The 22,055-nt window shown below is 67.7% G+C and carries 21 protein-coding genes and 1 tRNA gene; 10 read left to right on the top strand and 12 right to left on the bottom strand.

Annotation, left to right across the window (positions count from 1 at the left end; translation table 11 throughout):
- Positions 1 to 37: 37 nt before the first annotated feature.
- Positions 38 to 721 carry a ribose-5-phosphate isomerase RpiA gene (gene rpiA / locus AC1RR5_RS04130; protein WP_492919836.1) on the bottom strand — a complete coding sequence of 228 codons (684 nt, stop codon included), beginning with the start codon at positions 719 to 721 and terminating at the stop codon, positions 38 to 40.
- Positions 718 to 2,094, bottom strand: coding sequence for a bifunctional UDP-N-acetylglucosamine diphosphorylase/glucosamine-1-phosphate N-acetyltransferase GlmU (gene glmU, locus AC1RR5_RS04125; protein WP_492919835.1), 1,377 nt, complete (start codon positions 2,092 to 2,094; stop codon positions 718 to 720). The genes rpiA and glmU overlap by 4 nt, the downstream gene beginning before the upstream one ends.
- A 70-nt stretch (positions 2,095 to 2,164) precedes the next feature.
- On the opposite strand from glmU, the gene AC1RR5_RS04120 reads away from it, so the two are divergent.
- From AC1RR5_RS04120 to msrA, 3 genes are all read left to right on the top strand, one after another.
- Positions 2,165 to 2,878: a phosphoglycolate phosphatase gene (locus tag AC1RR5_RS04120; RefSeq protein WP_492919834.1), complete on the top strand. Its 714-nt coding sequence runs from the start codon at positions 2,165 to 2,167 to the stop codon at positions 2,876 to 2,878.
- Between the two features lie 48 nt (positions 2,879 to 2,926).
- A tRNA-Val gene (locus tag AC1RR5_RS04115) sits at positions 2,927 to 3,001 on the top strand.
- Between the two features lie 113 nt (positions 3,002 to 3,114).
- Complete coding sequence (gene msrA / locus AC1RR5_RS04110) at positions 3,115 to 3,639, top strand: peptide-methionine (S)-S-oxide reductase MsrA (RefSeq protein ID WP_492919833.1); 525 nt, start codon at positions 3,115 to 3,117, stop codon at positions 3,637 to 3,639.
- On the opposite strand, the gene AC1RR5_RS04105 is transcribed toward msrA, so the two are convergent.
- Positions 3,636 to 4,844, bottom strand: coding sequence for an MFS transporter (locus tag AC1RR5_RS04105; RefSeq protein WP_492919832.1), 1,209 nt, complete (start codon positions 4,842 to 4,844; stop codon positions 3,636 to 3,638). The two genes, msrA and AC1RR5_RS04105, sit on opposite strands and share 4 nt — an antisense overlap.
- A gap of 367 nt (positions 4,845 to 5,211) precedes the next feature.
- Between AC1RR5_RS04105 and AC1RR5_RS04100 the strand changes: the two genes are divergently transcribed.
- Both AC1RR5_RS04100 and AC1RR5_RS04095 read left to right on the top strand, forming a co-directional pair.
- Positions 5,212 to 5,919, top strand: coding sequence for a response regulator (locus tag AC1RR5_RS04100; RefSeq protein WP_492919831.1), 708 nt, complete (start codon positions 5,212 to 5,214; stop codon positions 5,917 to 5,919).
- Complete coding sequence (locus AC1RR5_RS04095) at positions 5,916 to 7,913, top strand: sensor histidine kinase (RefSeq protein ID WP_492919830.1); 1,998 nt, start codon at positions 5,916 to 5,918, stop codon at positions 7,911 to 7,913. The genes AC1RR5_RS04100 and AC1RR5_RS04095 overlap by 4 nt, the downstream gene beginning before the upstream one ends.
- A gap of 60 nt (positions 7,914 to 7,973) precedes the next feature.
- Here AC1RR5_RS04095 and AC1RR5_RS04090 read toward each other — a convergent pair whose 3' ends face one another.
- Positions 7,974 to 8,519: a hypothetical protein gene (locus AC1RR5_RS04090; RefSeq protein WP_492919829.1), complete on the bottom strand. Its 546-nt coding sequence runs from the start codon at positions 8,517 to 8,519 to the stop codon at positions 7,974 to 7,976.
- 14 nt (positions 8,520 to 8,533) lie between these two features.
- On the opposite strand from AC1RR5_RS04090, the gene AC1RR5_RS04085 reads away from it, so the two are divergent.
- Entirely contained in the window at positions 8,534 to 8,851 is a 318-nt protein-coding gene (locus tag AC1RR5_RS04085) for a helix-turn-helix domain-containing protein (RefSeq protein WP_492919828.1), read from the top strand.
- Here the strand turns inward: AC1RR5_RS04085 and AC1RR5_RS04080 are convergent.
- The 4 genes from AC1RR5_RS04080 to AC1RR5_RS04065 form a co-directional block, all read right to left on the bottom strand.
- On the bottom strand, positions 8,840 to 9,445 hold the full coding sequence (locus AC1RR5_RS04080; RefSeq protein ID WP_492919827.1) for an IS5 family transposase: 606 nt from the start codon (positions 9,443 to 9,445) through the stop codon (positions 8,840 to 8,842). The two genes, AC1RR5_RS04085 and AC1RR5_RS04080, sit on opposite strands and share 12 nt — an antisense overlap.
- A complete protein-coding gene (locus tag AC1RR5_RS04075) occupies positions 9,412 to 9,630 on the bottom strand; it encodes a transposase (protein ID WP_492919826.1) in 219 nt (72 codons plus the stop codon). The genes AC1RR5_RS04080 and AC1RR5_RS04075 overlap by 34 nt, the downstream gene beginning before the upstream one ends.
- Before the next feature lie 476 nt (positions 9,631 to 10,106).
- Positions 10,107 to 10,835, bottom strand: a complete 729-nt coding sequence (locus AC1RR5_RS04070; protein ID WP_492919825.1) for a response regulator transcription factor — start codon at positions 10,833 to 10,835, stop codon at positions 10,107 to 10,109.
- An 80-nt stretch (positions 10,836 to 10,915) separates the two neighbouring features.
- Positions 10,916 to 11,860 carry a LysR family transcriptional regulator gene (locus AC1RR5_RS04065; RefSeq protein WP_492919824.1) on the bottom strand — a complete coding sequence of 315 codons (945 nt, stop codon included), beginning with the start codon at positions 11,858 to 11,860 and terminating at the stop codon, positions 10,916 to 10,918.
- Positions 11,861 to 11,981: 121 nt separating this feature from the next.
- On the opposite strand from AC1RR5_RS04065, the gene AC1RR5_RS04060 reads away from it, so the two are divergent.
- Genes AC1RR5_RS04060 through AC1RR5_RS04050 form a run of 3 tightly spaced genes read left to right on the top strand, consistent with a single transcriptional unit; the run spans position 11,982 to position 16,025 of the window.
- On the top strand, positions 11,982 to 13,061 hold the full coding sequence (locus AC1RR5_RS04060; RefSeq protein ID WP_492919823.1) for an HlyD family secretion protein: 1,080 nt from the start codon (positions 11,982 to 11,984) through the stop codon (positions 13,059 to 13,061).
- Positions 13,058 to 14,596: a DHA2 family efflux MFS transporter permease subunit gene (locus AC1RR5_RS04055; protein ID WP_492919822.1), complete on the top strand. Its 1,539-nt coding sequence runs from the start codon at positions 13,058 to 13,060 to the stop codon at positions 14,594 to 14,596. Before AC1RR5_RS04060 ends, AC1RR5_RS04055 begins: the two co-directional genes overlap by 4 nt.
- Positions 14,580 to 16,025, top strand: coding sequence for an efflux transporter outer membrane subunit (locus tag AC1RR5_RS04050; protein ID WP_492919821.1), 1,446 nt, complete (start codon positions 14,580 to 14,582; stop codon positions 16,023 to 16,025). Before AC1RR5_RS04055 ends, AC1RR5_RS04050 begins: the two co-directional genes overlap by 17 nt.
- Here the strand turns inward: AC1RR5_RS04050 and AC1RR5_RS04045 are convergent, their stop codons facing one another.
- The 4 genes from AC1RR5_RS04045 to kduI all read right to left on the bottom strand — a co-directional run bounded on the left by AC1RR5_RS04045 (position 16,026) and on the right by kduI (position 19,289).
- The gene (locus tag AC1RR5_RS04045) at positions 16,026 to 16,352 is read right to left on the bottom strand and encodes a DUF8776 family protein (RefSeq protein ID WP_492812515.1); all 327 of its coding nucleotides are present in this window, start codon (positions 16,350 to 16,352) and stop codon (positions 16,026 to 16,028) included.
- Between the two features lie 96 nt (positions 16,353 to 16,448).
- Entirely contained in the window at positions 16,449 to 17,204 is a 756-nt protein-coding gene (locus tag AC1RR5_RS04040) for a FadR/GntR family transcriptional regulator (protein WP_492919820.1), read from the bottom strand.
- A gap of 31 nt (positions 17,205 to 17,235) precedes the next feature.
- The gene (locus AC1RR5_RS04035; RefSeq protein WP_492919819.1) at positions 17,236 to 18,426 is read right to left on the bottom strand and encodes a glycoside hydrolase family 88/105 protein; all 1,191 of its coding nucleotides are present in this window, start codon (positions 18,424 to 18,426) and stop codon (positions 17,236 to 17,238) included.
- A gap of 26 nt (positions 18,427 to 18,452) precedes the next feature.
- Complete coding sequence (kduI, locus tag AC1RR5_RS04030) at positions 18,453 to 19,289, bottom strand: 5-dehydro-4-deoxy-D-glucuronate isomerase (protein WP_492919818.1); 837 nt, start codon at positions 19,287 to 19,289, stop codon at positions 18,453 to 18,455.
- 366 nt (positions 19,290 to 19,655) lie between these two features.
- Between kduI and AC1RR5_RS04025 the strand changes: the two genes are divergently transcribed.
- Complete coding sequence (locus tag AC1RR5_RS04025; protein WP_492919817.1) at positions 19,656 to 22,052, top strand: TonB-dependent receptor; 2,397 nt, start codon at positions 19,656 to 19,658, stop codon at positions 22,050 to 22,052.
- The last annotated feature ends 3 nt before the right edge of the window (positions 22,053 to 22,055 follow it).

Genomic DNA, 22,055 nt, shown 5'->3' with positions numbered 1-22,055 from the left:
GCCTCCGGAACCTTAACTGGTCGGCTTATGTAGGACGTCAGGGAACGAGGCGCACCACACCCTGGTCGGTGCCGATCAATGCTTCATCGGCCAGGTCCAGGAACAGGCCGTGGTCGACCACGCCCGTCACGCTCTTCAAGGCCGTGGCCAGGGCCGCCGGCTCGTCGATCTGGCCCGAGGCCATGTCGTAGATCAGGTTGCCGCCGTCGGTGACCACCATGCCCCGGTCGGCCTGGCGCAGGCGCGGCGGCGGCAGGTCGAACTCGGCGGCGATGTCGGCCAGGCGCCAGCTGGTGTGGACGTGGCCAAAGCGCACCACCTCGATCGGCAGCGGGAACTTGCCCAGGGCGTCGACCTTCTTGGCGGCGTCCGCGATGACCACGCAGCGGGTCGAGGCTTCCCAGACCAGCTTCTCGCGCAGCAGGGCCGCGCCGCCGCCCTTGATCAGGGACAGGCCGGGACCAACCTCGTCGGCGCCGTCCACGGTCAGGTCGATGGTCTTGACGTCGTCCAGCTGCGCCAGCGGGATGCCCAGCTCGCGCGCCAGGTTGGCGGTGGCTTCGGAGGTCGGCACGCCCCGGATGTCCTTCAGGCCGCGGGCGGCCAGCGCCTTGACGAACCAGGCGGCCGTCGAGCCGGTGCCCAGGCCCACCGTCATGCCGCTCTCGACGAGCTGCGCGGCGGCTTCGCCCGAAAGGCGCTTCTGGTCGTCGGCGCTCATGCCTTCTTGTCCTTCTTGGCTTGCTTCAGGGCGCGGAACTTGGTCGCCCATCCGGCCTTCGCTGTCTGTTCGGCGCGCGACAGAGCCAGGGCTCCGTCCTCGACATCCTTGGTGATCACCGAGCCCGAGCCGGTCATCGCCCCGTCGCCCACCCGCACGGGCGCGACCAGGGCGCTGTTGGAGCCGATGAAGGCGCCCTTGCCGACATGGGTCTCGAACTTCTCGAAGCCGTCGTAATTGCAGAAGATCGTGCCGGCCCCGATGTTGGCCTTCTCGCCGATCGAGCCGTCGCCCAGATAGCTGAGGTGGTTGGCCTTGGCGCCGGCCCCGACCTTGACCTTCTTCACTTCCACGAAGTTGCCGATATGGGCCTCGGGACCGATCTCCGCGCCCGGACGCAGACGGGCATAGGGGCCGATCAGGGCGCCCTCGCCCACCACCGCGCCTTCCAGGTGGCTGAAGGCCTTGATCACCGCCTGCGCCGCGACGCTGACGCCAGGGCCGAAGACCACGAACTGCTCGATCACCGCGCCGCCGGCGACCTTGGTGTCCCACGACAGATGGACGGTCTCGGGCGCGGACATGGTCACCCCGTCGACCATCAGGGCGTTGCGGCGGGCCTTCTGCCAGACAGCCTCGGCGGCGGCGAGTTCGGCCTGGGAGTTGACGCCCTGCACCGAAGCCTCCGGCGCGAAGGCCGCGCGGGTCGAGAGCTTGCGGTCGTGGGCCAGCCCGACGACGTCGGTCAGATAGTACTCGCCCTTGGCGTTGTCGTTGCGGACATCAGCCAGCAGGCTGAACAGCGCCGAACGATCGGCGGCCAGCACGCCCGAATTGCAGTGCTTGACCTGCTTGGTGGCGAGGTCGGCTTCCTTCTCTTCGACGATGCGCAGCAGCACGTGGCCCGGCGCCAGGATCAGGCGGCCATAGCCGGTCGGGTTGTGGGCCTCGAAGCCCAGCACCGCGACGTCCGTGCCGCTTCCCAGCAGGTCGAACAGCGGCGCGATCACCGGGGCGGTGGTCAGCGGGCAGTCGGCATAGGTGACGACCACGTCGCCGTCGAAATCGGCTAGGGCGTCCTTGGCCGCCAGCACGGCGTGGCCGGTGCCCAGCGGCGGATCCTGGATCACGGTGGCGTTCGGCCCCAGGCGCTTGCGGGCGTGCTCGCCGACCTGCGGGCTGTGCGCGCCCACGACGACCACGATCCGGTCGCAGCCCAGCCCCTCGGCGGCGTCGATGGCCAGGTCCAGCAGGGTCCGGCCGGCGACCTTGTGCAGCACCTTGGGGGTCGGAGACTTCATCCGCGTGCCCTGGCCGGCGGCCAGGATCACGGCGGCGCGCGGGCGGGTCGGCGTAGAAGCGGAATCAGTCATGGGTGCGGGCGACTCCCTGAAGAGCGTTCAGCGTTGCATTAGCCGCGCAATTGGCGGAAACGCCAGACCCATGAGCGAGCTTCATGACCTGAACGGGGCGACCATCGCCTTCGACCTCGACGGCACCCTGGTGGACACCGCCCCCGACCTCGTGGGCGCGCTGAACGCCATCCTGGTCCAGGAAGCCTTGCCGCCCCTGCCCTTCGACGAAGTGCGGCTGATGGTCGGTCGCGGCGCCCGCGCCCTGCTGGAGCGCGGCTTCGCCGCCGCCGGCTCACCGCTGGACGCCGAGCGCGCCCCGCCGCTGGTCGAGCGCTTCATCGCCCACTACCTGACCCGCATCGCCCAGGAGAGCGCGCCCTTCCCCGGCGTGGTCGAGGTCCTCACCGAGCTGAAGGCCGCCGGCGCCAGGCTGGTGGTCTGCACCAACAAGCTGACCAACCTGTCGGACGCCCTGCTGGAGGCCGTGGGCTTGCTGCCGTTCTTCGACGCGGTGATCGGCGCCGACAGCGCCCCCGCCGCCAAGCCCGACGGCCGCCACGTCGCCGCGGCCATCGCGGCCGTGGGCGGCGACATCGGCCGCGCCGTGATGATCGGCGACAGCATCAACGACGCTCTGGGGGCCAAGAACGCCGGGGTCCCCAGCGTGCTGGTCTCGTTCGGCTACACCGAGGAACCGGTCGAGACCCTGGGCGCGGATCTGGTCATCCACAGCTTTTTGGACGTGCCTCAGGCCTGTAAGTCGCTTTTGGCCTCTTGCCCCGCGCCGAACACCAGATTATAGACCCCCTCCTCTCGCGGATCGGTCCTTCACGGCCCGAACCGACACGGCGGATGCTTAGCTCAGCGGGAGAGCACCTCGTTCACACCGAGGGGGTCGCAGGTTCAATCCCTGCAGCATCCACCATTCCTTCCTTCTAGACATCGTTGACCGCCAGGGCTCACACAGGCCCTGGAAATCCCTTCGCGCGTTCCCACTTCAACGAAGCCGGGAAGCCGGGATCAGAAAGGGTTGAACCGATGAGCACCGAAGTCGAAACCGCCATCCTCGCCGGCGGCTGCTTCTGGGGCGTGCAGGACCTGCTGCGCCGCTATCCGGGCGTGCTGGACACCCGCGTCGGCTATTCCGGCGGCGACGTGCCCAACGCCACCTATCGCAATCATGGCGACCATGCCGAGGCGATCGAGATCAAGTTCGATCCGGCGGTGATCAGCTATCGCCAGATCCTGGAATACTTCTTCCAGATCCATGATCCGAGCACCCGCAACCGCCAAGGCAACGACATCGGCCGCAGCTATCGCTCGGCGATCTTCTACACCTCGGAAGCCCAGCGTGAGACGGCCGAGGACACCATCGCCGACGTCGACGCCTCGGGCCTGTGGCCCGGCAAGGTCGTGACCGAGATCGCGCCGGCCAGCGACTTCTGGGAAGCCGAGCCGGAGCACCAGGATTACCTGGAGCGGATCCCGAACGGCTACACCTGCCACTTCATCCGTCCGGGCTGGCGGCTGCCCCAGCGCGAGGCCGCCGCCACCGCGGGTTAGGCCTCGCAGGGCGCCTGGGCTGGCGCCCGCGCCGCACGACGACGCAGCGCCAGCACCAGGGCCACCGCCGCCAGCGCCGAGACGGCCGCATAGCCGGGCGCGCTGAGCGGACCCATCTGGTCGACCAGCACGCCGCCGAATACCGCCCCCGCGGCGATCGCCACCTGGAAGGTCGAGGTCAGCAGGCCGCCGGCCAGCTCGGCCTGGTCCGGCGCGGCCGAGGTCGCCCAGGACTGGAAGCCGACCGGCAGCATGGCGAAGGCGAAGCCCCAGACCGCCAGAGCAACGGCGGTTAGCAGACCGAACTGCCCCAGAGTCACGATCGCCAGGGCCGAGACGCCCACCAGGGCCGCCCCCGTCAGCACCGCCAGGCGCGGATCACGGCCAACGAGCGCCGCGCCGACGAGGTTGCCGAAGAAGCCGGCGACACCGAAGGCCAGCAGCGTCAGCGAGATCGCCTTCAGGTCCAGGTGAGCGACCTGCTCCAGCACCGGCCGCACATAGGTGAAGCCGGCGAAGTGGCCCGAGATTACCAGCAGCACGCCGACGAGCGCCGTCGCCACGGCGGGCCGACGCGCGACCTCGACAAGGCCCGCCAGGCGCGGGACCGAGGTCGGGGCCAGTCGCGGCAGGGTCACCAGTTGGGCCAGTAGAGCGATCGCGCCCACCACGCCGGAAATGATGAAGGCCGCCCGCCATCCCAGGGTGTCGCTGACATAAGCCCCGATCGGCGCGGCCGAGACGGTGGCCACAGAGACACCGGTGAAGATCAAAGACATGGCGCGCGGCATGGCGGCCGGCGGAACCAGCCGCATGGCCAGGGCCGCGGCCATCGACCAGAAGCCGCCCAGGCTGGCGCCCAGCAGCACGCGGGCCACCAAGAGGGTCGGCAGGTCCTTGGCGAATACGGTCAAAACGTTCGAGACGCTGAGCAGCGCCATCAGGCCCCACATCACCAGGCGGCGGTCGAAGCGGCCGGTCAGCACCGGCGTCAGCGGCGCGGCGAAGGCTCCGACCACCGCCGTGGCGGTCACCGCTTGGCCGGCCGCGCCGACGCTGACCCCCAGGTCACGGGCCAGCGGCGTGAGCACGCTGGCCGGCAGGAACTCGGACGTGACAAGCGCGAAGACGCCCAGGGTCAGGGCGCTTACGGCGGCCCAGGCGGCGGGACGACTATCGTCCTGCTCGACGGCGACTGATGACATGAAAAAACCCTCCGGATACTCGACCCCTTAAGTAGGATTGCAAGGGCGCGGCGCTCGGTCGCTTCGGCGCAGTTTTTCCAGGCGGCGGTCCAGAAGTTCTGGCTGGTCGCGAGTCGACTGTGTCGGCGCTGACGCCGATTGATACATTCGCAATACGAACGCGCCCGACTGCCCCCACAATCGCAGGGTCTAATGCTGCCGCCGACTTCCGAAGGGGCGGTGCGGAGACCAGGCAGTGAGCAACGGCGGCCAGCAGGCCATCAGCACGACATGGGCGCGACGTTCGGTCTCGCGCGAGGCGGCAAACGATGCGTCCGCGCGCCCACGCTCATGGTCTATGGTCGAGGTCATGACTCCGCAGACCGACATGTCCCCTGTCGCCGAAATCCTGCTGGTCGAGGACGACCTCGAACTGCGCCGGGAAATGACCGCCTACCTCGTCGACAACGGCCATGTCGTGCACGAGGCCGGCGACGTGCCGACCGCCCGCAAGATCCTGGCCGAGCGCGCGATCCAGGTTGCGGTGCTGGATGTCAACCTGCCGGGCGAGGACGGCCTGTCCCTGTGCCGCACCCTGGCCGGCGGCGACGGCCCGGCCATCCTGATGCTGACGGCGCAAGGCGATCCCATCGACCGCATCCTGGGCCTGGAGCTTGGCGCCGACGACTATGTGGTCAAGCCGATCATGCCGCGCGAGCTCTTGGCCCGCGTGAAGGCCCTGCTGCGTCGCCGCCCCGCCGGCCCCGCGACCCGCAAGACCAGCGTCTACCGCTTCGCCGACTTCCGCCTGGATCTCGCCGCCCGCCAGCTGCGCGCGCCGAACGGGGCCATCCTGCTGCTGACCCGCAGCGAGCTGGCCATCCTGGGCGCCCTGCTGGACCGCGCCCGCCAGGTGGTCCCGCGCGAGGACCTGATCGCCCTGCTGCGCGCCGACGAGGCCGATGAGATGGGCCGCGCGGTCGACCTGCACATCAGCCGCCTGCGTCGCAAGATCCAGGACCAGACGGATCGTGAACTGATCCGAACCTATCGGGGCGTCGGCTACATGCTGGACGCCGGAGTGGGCCGCGAATGACCTGGAGCAAGCGCCTCAGCCCGCCGATGTGGGCCCGCATCCTGGCCATCGTGGTCGGGGCCCTGGCCGCTGCCCAGGTGGTGACCCTGGTGCTGACGGTGTTCTTCCCGCCGGCCCCGCCCAGCCAGTACAGCCTGACCGACATCAGCGCGGCGCTGCGCGGCGGCGAGGCCTCGGACGATCACGACCGTCCGCTGGTGCTGTCGTTCGAGGACACCGCCCCCAGCCTGGCCAGTCCCGGCTGGATGGTCTCGCCGCCCGCCACCAAGGACCTGGCCCGCATGATCGGCGTGGCCGAGACCGACGTGCGCCTGCTGTTCTATGCCCCGCCGCCTCTGGCCGGCGCGCCGATGCCGCCGCCCCCGGGACGCGCCGAGCCAGCCCGCCCCCAGATGATCAATGTCGGACAGGCCGGCGGCGCCGGCGGCCCGCCGTCGATGCCGATGGGCGGTCCCGGCCGCATGCCGGGCGGCGCGCCCATGATGCGGCCTGGCGCCATGGGCCAACCGGGCGGTCCGTTCCCGTCCTCGCAGCGCGTCTTCCAGCGGCCGTCGATGCCGCAACAACAGCAGATGCCTCGGCCCATGATGCGTCCGTCGGGCGCATTCCCGGACGGCGGCGCGGCGGCGATCCGAGGCCCTAGCGCTTCGCCCGCGATGGGCGATCAAATGTCCGGCCGACCGGATGTCTTGAACGGTCCAATGCGGGGCCCGATCATCCGCTCACCCCTAGACGCCGCAGTCTTCGCCCGCCCCGCGCCGCGCTTCGTCTTCACCAGCACGAGCACCGCTGAGGCCCCCACGCGAACATCGGCGCCCGTCGTGACCACGCCCGCGCCGGCTCCGGTGGTCATCGCGCCGGCCGCCGCTCCGCCGGTGGCCACGCCCGAACCACTCGAGCCCGTCCGTCCCGCCGTCGAGGCCGAGGTCGCCCGCGCGCCGCAGGCTCGCCTGCCCCAGGCCGCCGCGCCGGTCGTCGTCGCCGTGGCCGAGCACACCCTGCCGCCCCCCGCCGTCGCCAACGCTTTCAGCCTTGGCCGCGCGCCCTATGTCGAAGGCGAGTTCGTCGCCGCCATGAAGATGGACGACGGCCGCTGGGCCACCGTGCGGCCGCGCCCCGAGGGCTTCCCCAACAGCTGGCAGCGCCGGGTGCTGCTATGGTTTGGCCTGTCGATCGCCCTGATCGCCCCGCTGGCCTTCTTCGTCGCGTGGCGCCTGGCCGCGCCGCTGAAGGTGTTCGCCGAGTCCGCGGACCGCCTGGGCCGCGAGCCTTCGGCCGACCTGCCGCCGCTTTCGGGGCCGGCCGAGATCGGCAAGGCCGCCGATGCCTTCAACCTGATGCAGCAGCGGCTGAAGCGCTACGTGGACGACCGCACCGGCATGATCCGGGCGATCTCGCACGACCTGCGCACGCCCCTGACCCGCATGCGCTTCAAGCTGGAGCGCGCTTCCCCTGCCCTGCGCCAAGCCATCGGCCGCGACATGGACCAGATGGAGGAGATGATCGCCTCGGTCCTGGCCTTCATGCGCGACGAGACCCACGTGGCCTCGCGCCAGATCGTCGATCTGCGCTCGCTGCTGGAGGTGGTGGTCGACGACGCCCCTGGCCCCGCCAAGCTGGAACCCGGCCCGGCGGTGCTGGCCGAGATCGACGTGGTCGGCGTCCAACGCGTGGTCGAGAACCTGATCGACAACGCCCTGAAATACGGCGAGCAGGCCACCGTCAGCCTGGACGTCCGCGACGGCGAGGCCTTCATCGAGGTCGCAGACAAGGGACCCGGCCTGTCGCCCGACGACCTTGAGCGGGTGTTCCAGCCATTCTATCGCAGCGAAGCCGCGCGGGCTTCGGGCAAGTCCGGCGTTGGGCTTGGCCTATCGGTGTCGCGTTCGACCATCCGCGCCCACGGCGGCGAGCTGCGCCTGCGCGCGGCCGAGCAGGGTCTGGTCGCCGAGCTGCGCCTGCCGCAGGCCCGGCCGATGCGGGTGGCGGCCTAAGAGACCGTTTCAAAAGTGCCTAGTAAAAGATGGGCGGCATTGTTGCCGCCCATCTTTCCGTCAATTCGCTGGAGTGGGTTCGCTAGCAGCGGTATTGGCAACAGCCTCGGGCGAGCTGAGTTGGCCCGCAAGAGCATCACGCATCGCTACCGCCGCGATGGAGTCACCATCGAGCGGCAATGCAGCGTCTTGAATGAGCGTGGTTCCCATACCTTGGCGACGATACAGGCGAACTATCTGCGATCCAGCGCCAATAGCCGCCATCGCCCGCCCGTCCAACGTAAGGACACGGTCGCCCTCCTTGATTAGAGGAAATGGGCTCTCTCCAGCTTTGACAACGCCAGTGTCCACAACGGCTACTAACTGACCAGATTGGTCTTCGTAATAGTAGACGTTGCCTTCGTGTGACTTGTAGCTCGCAGCCTGTTCATCAGGCTCTGGGTCGGCCCTTACCGCCCCGCCCGGTGGTATCTCGTCTGCTATCCCGGCGACCTGCTCTGCTTTGGGCGCGCTAGGTTTGTTAGCAACCGCATTTGGGCTGCGATCGCAGCCACCAAGACACAATGCCAACGTCGCAAGCGACGCGGCCATCAATCGGTAACTCATAACGCCCTCCAGTTATGCAGACCAAATATCCCGAACTGGGATATTCGAAAGCGGGTTTTAACGCGGTTGCCTCAGCTAGTGGGGCCGCCAGGAACATGCCTAGTTCGGTATTCAGCGAGGCGTATGAAACGCTAACCGCGACCCTGACTAATGCGCGACGCGAAGCAGGACTAACTCAGGTGGATGTCGCCAACCGCCTTGGTAAGCCGCAGTCGTATGTATCGAAGTACGAGAACGGCGAACGCCGTTTAGACGTGATCGAGTTCTGCTCGATCTCTCGTGCGCTAGAGCGCTCACCAACGGAATTGCTCGAACAGTTTTTAGCAAGCTAGGCGCTTCAAGCTGAACGCCATCATTGCTAACCGGATCATCGACAGGCTGCGCGAACGTAAGCGCTCATGATCCTTGTCGAGACGGCGATAGTCCCCGAACCACGCGAACGTACGCTCGATAACCCAGCGCTTGGGTACGGGTACGAAAGCCTTGGTTACCTTGGCGAGGTTCTTGGCCACCTCGACGGTCGCGCCGATAAATTCACTAACCCAGCGTCGGAAAGGGCCACCGCCATAGGCGCTATCGGCATAGATCGCTTTAGGGCGCGTCTTCAGCCAACGAGTAGCACGGGTTAGTGCCTCTCTAGCGCCATGCGTATCGTGAACATTCGCTGTGGTTACCTTGGCATCCACGAACAGACCCGTTGAATCCGTAACAACGTGGCGCTTGCGGCCTTTAACTCGCTTGCCACCGTCGTAACCGCGTTCGCCACCGGCTTTGCTGGTCTTCACTGACTGGGAGTCGATGCAAAGAACCGTGGGCTCATCTTCCCGCCCTTCTTTGACGCGCACGAGCTTGTACAGCTTGCGTTGGATTTTGCGGACAACTCCGTCCTTCGTCAACGGGCGAAGTAGCGATAGACGGTCTGCCACGGAGGGAAGTCCGCTGGGAGTTGTCGCCACTGACAACCGGAACGCACGACATAAAGGACAGCGTTCATCGCATCCCGCTCATTAGTATAACGCGGGCGTCCGCCAAATAGCGGCGGCGGTATTATGGATTTTACTAACTCGCACTGATCGTCGGTTAGATCACTGGGGTATGTATATTGCCGCATTACGCCGCCCCGCACCGATGAGCACCACAAGGGATGTTCGGATGGTCAAAATATCCCGAAATAGGATATTTGGCAATGATTTTAATATTTACAAATACTTGTAGTTGCGCTCGCAGAACCGTGAATTGACGGAAGGGCTCTTCTACTGAGCAAAATGGGAGAGCCGGGGCGTTGCCGCGCCCCGGCTCATTTCAACCCACAATTATTACCCGGACGGAATTATAATTATGAGCCGAACTGAATTGCGTACTGAACTGACGCGCCTATTGCGGCGGTACGATCGCGGAGGGGCTACCGCTTTGCGCTGCGTAGGTCGGATCGTGGAGCTGCAACGCGCCCTGAACGGGCGGTAGCATCACGCATAGACTACATGTATAAATTATTGACCAGCCGAGACACAGTCTCGGCTGGTCACTTCAAACGTCATTTTGGACGGCCGCTAGGCCTTCAAGGGCTGTGGACTTTTGAAACGGTCTCTAAGGCGGCGAGACGCGCTCGACGGGGACGGTGAACAGGTAGCCGGAGTGACGGACGGTGCGGATCAGTCGCGCCCCGCCCTCGGCCCGCGCCAGCTTGCGGCGCAGGCGGCTCATGGCGACGTTGATCTGGAAGTCTCGCGCCTGGTCTTCGACGGGCGAGCGGCCGGGGATCAGCTCGCGGCGCGGCACGACCTCCAGCGGCTTGGCGACCAGCACACGCAGCAGGTTGAACTCGGCCGGCGACAGGTCCACCGGCTTGTCGCGCGGATCGAACAACTGGTGGGTGGCCGCGTTGAGCCTCCAGCCTTCGAAGCGGTAGCTGTCGGAGAGCGCGAGGTCACGGACCAGCCGTGCGGTCTCCCCGCGTCGGCGCAGCACGGCCCGCAGGCGAGCCAGCAGTTCGCGCGGCCGGCAGGGCTTGGCGACATAGTCGTCGGCGCCGAGCTCCAGGCCCACGACGATGTCGGCCTCGTCGGCCACGGCGCTGACCACGATGACGGCCGGCGCGGGCGTGCGCTCACGTAGCTTGCCGCAGATCGCCAGGCCGTTCTCGCCGGGCCGCATCAGGTCAAGGACCACCGCGTCGACCTCGGTCTTGCCCAGCACCTGCTCCATCTCGCGCGCCGAGCTGGCCTGGAGCACCTCCAGGTCATGGCGCGCCAGGAACGCGGCCAGGTCGGCCAGCACTTCGGGGTTGGAGTCGACGAGCAGGATCCTGGAGCGCATCGGCTAGGCTTAGCCGGCGCCTCGGGCGGAAAACTTGGCCCGTCTGTATCGGCCCGGCGCCGATTGTGGCGCGATTGCGGCTAGAGCGCCGAGGCGGCTTCCAGGCACAGGCGCAGCAGCCAGGCGTTGGGCGAGTCCGGCCCGTCGGTGGCCCGCAGCACCGCGCCGAACGGCGTCGGCGGCGGGGCGTTCGGCGGCTCGATCATCGCCACCTTGCCGCGCTCGGCCGCCATCTGGGCCAGGCGTCGGGGCAGGATGCAGGTCATGTCCGAACGGCTGACCATGTTCATGGCGCTGAACGAGTCCTGCACCGAGAACGGCTGGTAGGGATTGTCGCCAAGGGCATAGGTCTCGCCCCACGAGGTGATGCGGCGCAAACCCAGATGCCCGGCAGAGGTGCGGTCGGGATCGTCATTGCCGCCCTTCACCCCCAGGCGCGGCAGGCGGGCCAGGGTCTCGTAATCGACGCCGTCGGCCAGGGCCGGGTGGCCGTTGCGCAGCACCCAGACGCCGGACTCCTCGAAGAGCTGGGTGTGGGTGAACCGCCCCGGGATCGCCTCGAAGCAGCCGATGACCATGTCCAGGCTGCCGGTGTCGAGATCCTCGGTCATGCCAGCATAGACGCCGCGGAAGTGGATCTGGATGTTCGGGGCCGTGGACAGCACCCGCTCGGCGATCAGCGGGCCCAGGACGTAGGAGATGTAGGTCCCCGTCGCGATGTGGAAGGCGTGGTGGTCGACGGCGGGATCGAACTTCTGCGCGGTGACCGCCGTCTCCAGCAGCTTCAGGGCCGTGCGGGCGGTGTCGGCGATCTCAAGCGCACGGGGCGTCGGACGCAGACCGGTCTGGCCCCGGATGAAGAGGTCGTCGCCGACCATCTCGCGCAGGCGGCGCAGCGAATGGCTGACCGCCGACTGGGACAGGCCCAGGCGCTCGCCGGCGCGCGTGGCGTTCTTCTCTTCCAGCAGGGTGACGAACACCCGGAAGAGATTGAGGTCGGCGGTTCTGAAATTCACGGCATTCATGGCTGTCGTGAAGACATATCATTTCCCTCATGACAGGCGGAGTCCTATTTGACCGGCGAAGGTTCGCGGCCCGAACGAACCTCGAGGATTCCCCAAAACCTATCTGTATGTGGAGCAGCGCGTGAGCGACGCTGAAGGTTACGAAGCTATCGCGGACGCCGAGGTCAACGCGGCCAACCGGCGGCGGACCAAGACCCTGGGCCAGCGGCTGCGCTGGCCGCTGATGATCGGCGTGCCCGCGATCATCCTGATCGGGGCCGGCGTCGTGATGCTGAGCGGCGGCAAGTCCGAGACCACCGACAACGCCTACGTCCAGACCAGCCGCACGGCGATCAGCACCAGCATCGACGGCCGCGTCGTCGAGATCGCCGTCCACGAGAACCAGCCCGTCAAGAAGGGCCAGGTGCTGTTCCGCCTGGATCCGGCCGACTATCAGGTCGCGGTGGCGGAAGCCGAGGCCGCCCTCGCCCAGGCCCGCTTCGACGTCCAGGGCAAGCGCGCGGTCTACGCCCAGCGCCTGGCCGACCTGGCCGCCATCCAGGAAACCGCCGCTTATGCGCAGCGCGAGGCCGCTCGCCAGCGCGACCTGGCCGCCGCCGGTGTCGCCACCAAGGCGCAGGCTGACGAAGCCCGCCACGCCGCCGACCAGGCTCAGCGCCAGATCGCGGTGGTCAAGCAGCAGGTCGTCACCGCCCTGGCCGATCTGGGCGGCGACGCCAATGCCGCCACCGAACGCCAGCCGGCCGTGCTGGAAGCCGCCGCCAAGCTGGAGCGCGCCAAGCTCGATAGCTCCTATTCCGCCGTGGTCGCGCCCGCCGATGGCGTGGTGGCCAAGGTCGAGCAGTTGCAGGTCGGGGCCCGCGTCACGGCCTCGCAGCCGGTGTTCTGGCTGATCTCGGGCCAACCCTGGATCGAGGCCAACTTCAAGGAAGACCAGCTGGCCCACATGCGCGTCGGCCAGGCCGCGACCATCAAGGTCGACGCCTATGACAAGCCGCTGAAGGCCCATGTCGCCAGCTTCAGCCCCGGCACCGGCGCCAGCTTCGCCCTGCTGCCGGCCGAGAACGCCACCGGCAACTGGGTCAAGGTCGTCCAGCGCCTGCCCGTCCGCCTGACGCTCGACCAGGCCCCGCCGGCCAATCTGTCCGCCGGCCTCAGCGCCAAGGCCAAGGTGGACGTGCGGTCGGGCCGCCACGGATGACCCCCAAGGCGCTCCAGGAGGGCCAGGCCCGGGACGTCGCCAATCGCACGCCCATCACCATCTCGGTGATGCTGGCGACGATCATGATCTCGCTGGACACCACCATCGCCAATGTCGCCCTGCCCCACATCCAGGGCAGCGTCTCGGCGTCGGCGGACCAGATCACCTGGGTGCTGACCTCCTACATCGTGGCCTCGACCATCATGACGCCGCTGACCGGCTTCCTGACCGAGCGGATGGGCCGCAAGATGGTGCTCATCGTCTCGATCATCGGCTTCACCATCGCGTCCATGCTTTGCGGCGCGGCCCAGAACCTGGTCGAGATCGTCCTCTTCCGCCTGCTGCAAGGCCTGTTCGGCGCGGCGCTGATCCCGCTGTCGCAAGCCGTGCTGCTGGACATCAATCCGCCCGAACGCCATGGCCAGGCCATGGCCGTCTGGGGCGCCGGGGCGGTGCTGGGTCCGCTGCTGGGCCCTGGCCTGGGCGGCTGGCTGACCGACAATCTCGATTGGCGGTGGGTGTTCTTCATCAATCTGCCGATCGGCATTCTGGCCTTCTGCGGCGTGTTTTTCTTCCTGTCCGAGAAGAAGAGCAGCGAGAAACGCAAGTTCGACACCCTGGGCTTTCTTGCCCTGGCCATCGCCATCGGCGCCTTCCAGCTGATGCTGGACCGCGGCCCCAGTCAGGACTGGTTCGGCTCGCGCGAGATCTGGATCGAGCTGATCATCGCCGTCATCGCCGTCTGGGTGTTTGGCGTGCAGCTGGCCACCGCCGAGAAGCCGTTCGTGGCCCGCGAGCTGCTGGCCGACGGCAACTTCATCACCTGCTGCCTGTTCGGCTTCTTCATCGGCATCCTGCTGTACAGCACCCTGGCCCTGCTGCCGCCGCTGATGCAGACCCTGCTGGGCTATCCGGTCGCCTTCACGGGCCTGGTCTCCATGCCCCGGGGCCTGGGCTCGTTCATCGCCATGTTCGCGGTGGGCCAGCTGATGGGGCGGATGAACATCAAGCTGCTGCTCAGCATCGGCCTGGCCATCAGCGCGCTCTCGCTCTGGCAGATGAGCCACTACAATCTGCAAATGGACACCACCCTGCTGGTGACCTCGGGCTTCCTGTCGGGTGTCGGCACCGGCCTGATCTTCGTGCCCCTCAGCACCATCGCCTTCGCCAAGGTCATGCCGCAGCACCGGGCCGAGGGCGCGGGCCTGTTCACCCTGATCCGCAACATCGGCTCGGCGGCGGGCATCTCGATCATGCAGGCCCTGTTCGTCAGCGGCATCGAGAAGCACCACGCGGTGCTGGTCGAGCACGCCCGGCCCGACAACCCGCTGTACCAGGCCTACATGCCGCACCTGTTCTCCAGCCAGGCCGCCATCGCCGCGTTCAACGGCCTGATCGGCCGGCAGGCGGCAATGCTGTCCTATCTCGACGACTTCCGGCTGATGCTGGTGATCACCATCGCCTGCGCGCCGCTCATCCTTCTCATGCGTACCCCCAAGCCCGGGGCGAAGGCCGCCAATGTCTCCGACCACTAAGCTCATCGCCACGCTGCTGGCCGCGTCCAGCCTGACCGCCTGCACGACGGTCGGCCCGAACTTCCAGGCTCCCGAGGCGCCCAAGACCGCCTCGGCTCTGGGCGCGGGCGAGACCGCTCCGGCCGCCGCGCGTCTCGACGCCGACGCGGCGAATGCCGGCCCGTGGTGGACGGCCCTGAACTCGCCCGAGCTGGACGCCGTCATCCGCCAGGCGCTGAAGGACAGCCCCACCCTGGCCGAGGCCGACGCCACCCTGGCCCAGGCCTCATCAGCGCTCTCGGAGGCGCGCGGCGTCACGGGGCCGCAGGTCACCGGCAATGCCGGCATCGCCCGCCAGCGCGCCAACCTGCAGGCCTTCGGCTTCACAGGCTTCGGTGACATCAAGCTGACCAACCCGACCTTCAGCCTCTACTCGGTCGGCGGAGCGGTCAGCTACGACCTTGATCTCTGGGGCGGGAACAAGCGACGCATCGAGAGCGCCACCGCGCGCACCGAGGCCCAGGGTCGTCGGGCCGAGGCGGCCTATCTCAGCCTCACCGCCAATGTCGCCCTGCAAGCCGCGACCATCGCCACGCTGCGCAGCCAGATCGCCAGCGTTGAGCAGATGATCACCGACGACCAAGCCAATATCGATCTGATCCACAAGGCCAACGCCCTGGGCGGCTCGACCAGCCTGGCCAAGGTCTCGGCCGCCAGCCAGCTGGAAGAGGACCGCGCCCAGCTGCCCGCCTTGCAAGGCGAACTGGCCGCCGCTCGCCACGCCCTGGCCGTGCTGGTCGGCAAGGCCCCGGCCGACTGGGCCGCGCCGGCCTTCGACCTGCAGACCATGGTCCTGAGCGTGCCGGTCCCGGTCGCCCTGCCCTCGCAGCTGGTGCGCAAGCGCCCGGACATCCTGGCCGCCGAGGCCGAGCTGCACGCGGCCACCGCCGATATCGGCGTGGCGACGGCCGATCTCTATCCGAACCTGAAGCTCAGCGCGTCCCTGACCCAGGGCGCGTTGAAGCCGGGCGATCTCTTCTCATACGACGCCAGCGGCTGGGACATCGGCGCGGGTCTCACCGCTCCGTTGTTCGACGGTGGCGCGTTGAAGGCCCGCCGGCAGCAGGCGCGCGAAGCCGCCCGTGCGGCCTCGGCCCGCTATCAGCAGACCGTGTTGATGGCCTTCGGCCAGGTGGCGGACGCGCTCTCGGCCCTGTCAGCCGATGAAACGGCCCTGGCCGCCCACGGCCGCACCGAGCAGCAGGCAACCGAACGCCTGCGCCTGGCCAAGGTCGCCTTCGACAAGGGCGGCGGCACGATGCTAGAAGTGATCGACGCCCAGCGCACGCTCAACAGCGCTCGCTCGGCCCGCGCGCGGGCCGAGGGTCAGCGGCTTGTGGACGCTATCCGCCTCTTCGCCGCGACGGGCGCGGACTGGCGGACCAGCTAGTTACTCGGGAGCGATCGACGAGCGCAGACGCTGGGCGACGTCGCCCAGCGTGATGGCGTTCAGGGAGTCGTTGACCTCCAGGACGCCTTGGCCGTGCTGCTGCGACAGGTTGCCGGTGAAGTCCGTCAGGGCCGTGATGTGCTGGGCCAGCAGGTCGACCGTGTGCAGCTCCTGCATCACCGACAGGCGGTGCTCGTCTGGCACGACTTCCAGGATCTTGCCCAGCGCCACGTCCAGATGCCCGCAGGCGACGGCGGCCAGCGACATCTCCGACGAGATCGCCTTCAGCACCGTTTCCACGCTCGCAGGCGCCAACTTATCCGACATCATTACCCCCTGATTCCTGGGAGGGAGGTCAGCACGCGTCGCCCCACGGCCGCAAGGCCTTGATTTGTGCGGCGAATTATCGCGCCCCAGACAACTTCAGATGGCGGTCCGGCGCAAGAGTTCGTCGCGGCGCTCGGCCATCTCTTGGCGGGTGCGCTCCAGGGCGTCGCGCTCGGCCATCGACAGCAGGGCCTCGACCGTGCGGTTCAGGTGCTCGTGGATCACCCGGCGCGCTTCCTTGGGATCGCGGTCGCGCAGCGCGGCGACGACGCGGCGGTGGTCCTCGGCGAAGACCTCCGGATCGGCCAGACGCACCCGGCGCAGATGATTGCCGCAGTCGGGGAACTGGCGGCGCAATGTCCAGATCTCCTCGACCGCCGCGACGATGGCGGCGTTGCGGGTGGCGTGGGCGACGGCCAGGTGGAAGTCGTGCTCCAGCCGCTCACCGTCCTCGGCGCCGGCCAGGCTGGAGAGGTCGCGGGCGATGCGCTCCAGGGCCATGATCTGCTCGTCGCTGACGGCGGCGGCGGCCAGGGCGCAAGCCTCGCCCTCGAACAGACGGCGGGCTTCGGTCAGCTCCAGGGCGCTGACCTCGGCCTCGGTCGCATCGTCCTCGGGCTTGGCCCGCGCGGTGACATAGACGCCGGAGCCCTGGCGGGCCTCGACTAGGCCCTGGAACTCCAGGGCGATCATGGCGTCGCGGATGGTCGGGCGACTGACGCCGAACGAGTCGGCCAGCCCCCGCTCGGACGGCAGGCGGTCGCCAGGGGCGTAGCGCCCCTCGGCGATCGACGCCGCGATGGACCGGGCCACCTGCTGATAGAGCTTCTGGGGGTCCGGCGCGCCGCGCATCGATCCTCGCTGTGGATTCTACAGGGCTATTCTACTGCTTGGCCGGACCTTGGGAAGCCGAGCCTAGTTTGCGGACTTCGCTGGCCGCCAGCAGGAAGGCGCCGACGCCGTACAGCTGGGTGTCGTCGCGACCGACCTGGTCGGGCGCCACGCCCACGCGCTGCACCCAGCCCAGGCGGCCGTCCGGTTCGATCGCCGCGTCCAGCGCCTTCCAGCCCTTGTCGATGACCGGGCCATATTTGGCGCGCGACAACAGGCCGTGGTTCACGCCCCAGGCCAGGCCGTAGACGAAGAAGCCGGTGCCGCTGGTCTCTGGCGTCTTCTGCGGCTCCAGCAGCGAGACGGGCCAGTAGCCCTCGGCGCCCTGCAGGGTCGCGATCTTGGCGGCCATCTGCTTGAAGGCCAGCTCGTACTTGGGACGGCTGGGGTGGTTGGCCGGCAGGTCCTGCAGGATCCGCGCGAGGCCGGCGAAGGCCCAGCCGTTGCCTCGGCCCCAGAAGATCTTCTGGCCGGCGTCGCTGCGCCGCGTGATGAAGCGGCTGTCGCGGAAATAGAGGTGCTCGGTCTTGTCGAACAGATAGTTGTGGGTCGCCCAGAACTCGCTGTCGGCATGGGCCAGGTAGCGCTTGTCGCCGCTGACCTTGGTCAGGGAGACCCAGGCCGGCGGGGCCATGAAGATGGCGTCGCTCCAGCACCAGCGGGCCTGGCAGTAGGGGTCGCCTTTCGCCGGCTTGGGCGTGAAGTCCAGCGAGACCTTGGACGGATCGGCCAGCACCGCGTCGAAGCGGGCGCGGATCGGGGTCAGCTTGGCAGGATCCTTGGTGCGGCCGGCGGCCCAGACCCAGACCGCGCCGGTGGCGTCGGCGTCGGCATGGCGCGGGCGGTGGTCGAAGTCCCACTGCTCGGCCTCGCCGTGCTTGAGGACGGCATTGGCCAGGTACGGGTCCTGGGTCTCGTCGGCGAAGGTGTAGAGGCCGATGTAGAACGCCGCCTGGATCCAGTCGCGCGGCGCCTCGGTGTCCTTGCGGAACGAGGTCACCGGCACGTAGTCGAAATTGTCCATGTGGGCCAGTTGCCAGGCGGCGACCTTGCGGCCGGCGGCGTCGATGGCCGAGACGGGCGTGCTGACGAGGGCGGGCTTGGGCGCGGCCATGGCAGGCGCGGCGGTTCCAGCCAGGATGGCGACCGCGGCGGCCGCCTTCAGGAGCGTCTTGAAGGTCATGTGAGCGTTTCTTCCCGTACTTTTTCTTATGCGCCTGGGCCGAGGTCATGGACCGCGAGCATGTCCATGTCGTCAAACTCCAGGTTCTCGCCGCCCATGCTCCAGACGAAGCTGTAGCTGGCGGTGCCGACCCCGCTGTGGATCGACCAGCTCGGCGAGAACACCGCCTCGCCCTCGTCCATGAACACCGCGCGCGGCTCGGCCGGCTCGCCCATCAGGTGCATGACCCGGCCCGGCGCGGCGTCGAAATACATGTAGATCTCGCTGCGCCGGCGGTGGGTGTGCGGCGGCATCGTGTTCCACACGTTGCCGTCCTCCAGCTCGGTGAACCCCATCACCAGCTGGCAGGTCTCGACGATGCCGGGGCGGATGGCCTGGCGGATCACCCGGCGGTTGGCGGTCCCCGCCTCCCCGGCCTGGATCGTCTTGGCCTCGTCGCGGCGCACCCGCTTGCTGGGATAGCTGGCGTGGGCCGGATAGCTGACGAAGTAGAACTTGGCCGGGTCGGCCGCGGCGTCGCTCTCGAAGCTGACGGCCTGGACGCCGCGCCCGATGTACAGGCTGTCGTGGCGGGTCATCTCGAAGCGCTGACCGTCCAGGGTGATCGACCCTGAACCGCCGATATTGATCACCCCCACCTCACGGCGCTCGCAGAAGAACCGCGAGGCCAGTTCCTTGTGGGTCGGCAGGCTCAGAGCCGCCGTCGTCGGCGTGGCCGAGCCGACCACCGCCCGCTCGATTTCCAGATAGGAGAGACCCAGCTCGCCCGCGCGAAACAGACTGTCGATGACGAAGGTGTCGCGCAGCTCGCGCACCGTCATGCGGCTCATGCCCGCCCGGTCGGTGCTTTCACGGTAGTCCATCTGGACGCTCATTGGCGGAACACGGCCTCGCATCGGGACGATCGACAGCGCCGCCCGCCGACCCCATCGGCGGTCGTTCGGCAGCGCATCCATCCCCCGTCTTCGTTTGTGGTTGCTAAACTGACCTTACCAATTTGGACATACCGCCGTAAAGCCCCATGGGCGTTAGGTTTTTTTGTCCAACGTTGTCATTGAGTCCCTTGAGCATTTTCTGTTGCTCGATAAGGCAATGATTTCAATCGTCCAGGCCATTCGCTGCGCAAAAACGAGTCCACTTGACAACTGGCCTGACCAGGCGCCATCAGTTGGGCATACCAATTAGCCGCCGGACAAAGAGCTGGCGGCAGGCGCAGGAACACCAGGACCATGACCAGCATCCGATTGCTGCTGCTTGCCTCCACGGCTGCCACCGTGGTCGCCGCCCCTGCTGCGGCCTTCGCCCAGCAGGCCAACAACGACACCGCCCAGCTCGAAGAAATCATCGTCACCTCGACCAAGCGGGCCGAGCGCCTGCAGGACGTGCCGGTGTCGGTAACCGCGGTCACCGCCGACGTGCTGGAACGCAACAACGTCCGCGAGCTGGGCGATCTGGTGAAGCTGTCGCCGGGCCTGGTGATCAACTACGGCAGCCAGCCGGGCAATTTCAGCATCAACATGCGCGGCATCGGCACCTTCTCCAACGGCATCGCCGTCGAGTCGGACGTCGCGGTCGTGATCGATGACGTGCCCGTCGGCTTCCAGGCCGCCGCCTTCAAGGACCTGATCGACGTCGAGCGCGTGGAAGTCCTGCGTGGTCCGCAGAGCACCCTGTTCGGCAAGAGCGCCATCGCCGGCGTGCTGAACATCGTCACCGCCGCCCCGACCAAGACCTTCTCCGGCAAGGGCATGGTCCTGGTCACCGACGACGCCGAGAAGCGGATCGGCTTCACCGTCTCGGGCCCGGTCCACGGCGAAAACCTGCTAATGCGCCTGACGGTCGCCAAGAGCGACTACGACGGCAACGTCAAGAACCTGACCACCGGCAAGAACGTCAACGGCAGCTCGGGCTTCACCGCCACCGCCAAGCTGGTCTGGACGCCAACCGAGAACCTGACCCTCAGCTTCGCGCCGCGCTACAATCACAATGTCTCGAGCTGCTGCACCAGCCCGATCACCGAGCTGACGCCGGGCCTGTTCTACCAGGGCATTGCGGCCTTCCCGGCCAGCCAGACCCTGCGCGGCATCACGATCGACAAGAACAACCACTTCGTTCGCGCCGACGACCGCGTCGGCGGCGGCAATTCGGACGTCTTCGGCACCACCGCCCGCCTCGACTACGACTTCGGCGACGGCTCGGTCCTGAAGGGCCACACCTTCTCGTCGATCACCTCGCACGATCGCTGGAAGATGGTCGACTTCCAGGACATCGACGGCACCGACGTGCCGTTCCTGCTGGGCTTCCCGGTCGCCAGCCCGTCGGGCGTCAACAGCGGCGCCCATATCGACGGCTACTTCCACGCCGACAGCTGGACGCACGAGTTCCGCCTGACCTCGCCGGGCGATACGCGGCTGCGCTACGTGGCCGGCCTCTGGTACGCCAAGAACGAGCTGGACCGCTTCCTGAACCGCGGCCCAGTGCTGCAGCTGGCCCGCTATCTGGCCGAAAGCACCAACGAGAACTACTCGGTCTACGCCAACGCCACCTGGGACATCACCGACAAGCTCAGCCTGACCGGCGGTGGTCGCATCAATCGCCAGAAGATCAGCTACAAGTTCGACAAGACCATCTTCGCCAGCACCGCCATCGGCGCGGCGACCACGCACCAGCTGTTCGGCAAGGCCGACGAGGACGACGCCTTCACCGGCAAGATCGGCGCGCAGTACAAGATCACGCCCGACATCATGACGTTCGCGACCTTCTCGACGGGCTACAAGGGTCAGGCCTACGACTTGGTCAGCACCTTCGACGCGCGGATCGCCGCCCAGATGCCGGTGCCGCCCGAGACGGCCAAGAACTACGAACTGGGCTTCAAGAGCAGCCTGCTGAACCGCCGCGTCTACTTCAACGCCACCGTCTTCCGGGCTAACTACAAGGGCTTCCAGACCTCGGTGACGTCGTTCCTGCCGGACGGCACCTTCCTGACCTTCCTCAACAGCGTGGGCCAGCTGCGCACGCAGGGCGTCGAGGTGGACGCCGTGGCGCGGGTGACCAGCAACTTCCGCATCAACGGCGCCTTCGCCTACACCGACGCGACGGTCATCGATTTCCCCAACGGCCCCTGCAACAACGCCCAGCCGGCCACGGGCGACCTGCCGCTGCAGCCGGCCGGCTATGTCGGCAAGCCGGGCGAGTGCTACCGCACCGCCACCACCAACGGCCGCGTGCAGAACCTGCATGGCAAGCGGCTGAACAACACGCCGAAGTTCAAGTTCAACATCGGCGGCCAGTACGACATCGAGCTGCCCGGCATGCCGTTCAAGGGCTTCGTCGGCGCGACCTATCGCTGGCAGGACGACGTCAACTTCTCGCTCAGCCAGGATCCGCGCACGGTCCAGAAGGCCTACGGCATCGTCGACCTGAAGGTCGGCATCACCGATCGCGAGGGCCGCTACACGATCTCGGCCTTCGCCAACAACCTGTTCGACAAGCGCTACGCCCAGGGCCTGGGCAACGGCACGTCGGGCTACAGCAACCCCGCCATCCCGACGGCGTTGGGCCGCACCTGGTTCCCCGGCCGCGACGCGTTCCGCTACTTCGGCGCGCGCCTGGACGTGAACTTCTAGGGC

It is taken from the genome of Caulobacter sp. GW821-FHT11E11, from assembly GCF_058808315.1.
This window is presented reverse-complemented; position numbering and strand designations above follow the sequence as displayed.

Excerpts from the sequence above, each read along its gene's own strand:
- rpiA (WP_492919836.1), bottom strand. The coding sequence starts at position 721 with ATGAGCGCCGACGACCAGAAGCGCCTTTCGGGCGAAGCCGCCGCGCAG.
- glmU (WP_492919835.1), bottom strand. The coding sequence starts at position 2,094 with ATGACTGATTCCGCTTCTACGCCGACCCGCCCGCGCGCCGCCGTGATC.
- AC1RR5_RS04120 (WP_492919834.1), top strand. The coding sequence starts at position 2,165 with ATGAGCGAGCTTCATGACCTGAACGGGGCGACCATCGCCTTCGACCTC.
- msrA (WP_492919833.1), top strand. The coding sequence starts at position 3,115 with ATGAGCACCGAAGTCGAAACCGCCATCCTCGCCGGCGGCTGCTTCTGG.
- AC1RR5_RS04105 (WP_492919832.1), bottom strand. The coding sequence starts at position 4,844 with ATGTCATCAGTCGCCGTCGAGCAGGACGATAGTCGTCCCGCCGCCTGG.
- AC1RR5_RS04100 (WP_492919831.1), top strand. The coding sequence starts at position 5,212 with ATGTCCCCTGTCGCCGAAATCCTGCTGGTCGAGGACGACCTCGAACTG.
- AC1RR5_RS04095 (WP_492919830.1), top strand. The coding sequence starts at position 5,916 with ATGACCTGGAGCAAGCGCCTCAGCCCGCCGATGTGGGCCCGCATCCTG.
- AC1RR5_RS04090 (WP_492919829.1), bottom strand. The coding sequence starts at position 8,519 with ATGAGTTACCGATTGATGGCCGCGTCGCTTGCGACGTTGGCATTGTGT.
- AC1RR5_RS04085 (WP_492919828.1), top strand. The coding sequence starts at position 8,534 with ATGCAGACCAAATATCCCGAACTGGGATATTCGAAAGCGGGTTTTAAC.
- AC1RR5_RS04075 (WP_492919826.1), bottom strand. The coding sequence starts at position 9,630 with ATGCGGCAATATACATACCCCAGTGATCTAACCGACGATCAGTGCGAG.
- AC1RR5_RS04070 (WP_492919825.1), bottom strand. The coding sequence starts at position 10,835 with ATGCGCTCCAGGATCCTGCTCGTCGACTCCAACCCCGAAGTGCTGGCC.
- AC1RR5_RS04065 (WP_492919824.1), bottom strand. The coding sequence starts at position 11,860 with ATGAATGCCGTGAATTTCAGAACCGCCGACCTCAATCTCTTCCGGGTG.
- AC1RR5_RS04055 (WP_492919822.1), top strand. The coding sequence starts at position 13,058 with ATGACCCCCAAGGCGCTCCAGGAGGGCCAGGCCCGGGACGTCGCCAAT.
- AC1RR5_RS04050 (WP_492919821.1), top strand. The coding sequence starts at position 14,580 with ATGTCTCCGACCACTAAGCTCATCGCCACGCTGCTGGCCGCGTCCAGC.
- AC1RR5_RS04045 (WP_492812515.1), bottom strand. The coding sequence starts at position 16,352 with ATGTCGGATAAGTTGGCGCCTGCGAGCGTGGAAACGGTGCTGAAGGCG.
- AC1RR5_RS04040 (WP_492919820.1), bottom strand. The coding sequence starts at position 17,204 with ATGCGCGGCGCGCCGGACCCCCAGAAGCTCTATCAGCAGGTGGCCCGG.
- AC1RR5_RS04035 (WP_492919819.1), bottom strand. The coding sequence starts at position 18,426 with ATGACCTTCAAGACGCTCCTGAAGGCGGCCGCCGCGGTCGCCATCCTG.
- kduI (WP_492919818.1), bottom strand. The coding sequence starts at position 19,289 with ATGGACTACCGTGAAAGCACCGACCGGGCGGGCATGAGCCGCATGACG.
- AC1RR5_RS04025 (WP_492919817.1), top strand. The coding sequence starts at position 19,656 with ATGACCAGCATCCGATTGCTGCTGCTTGCCTCCACGGCTGCCACCGTG.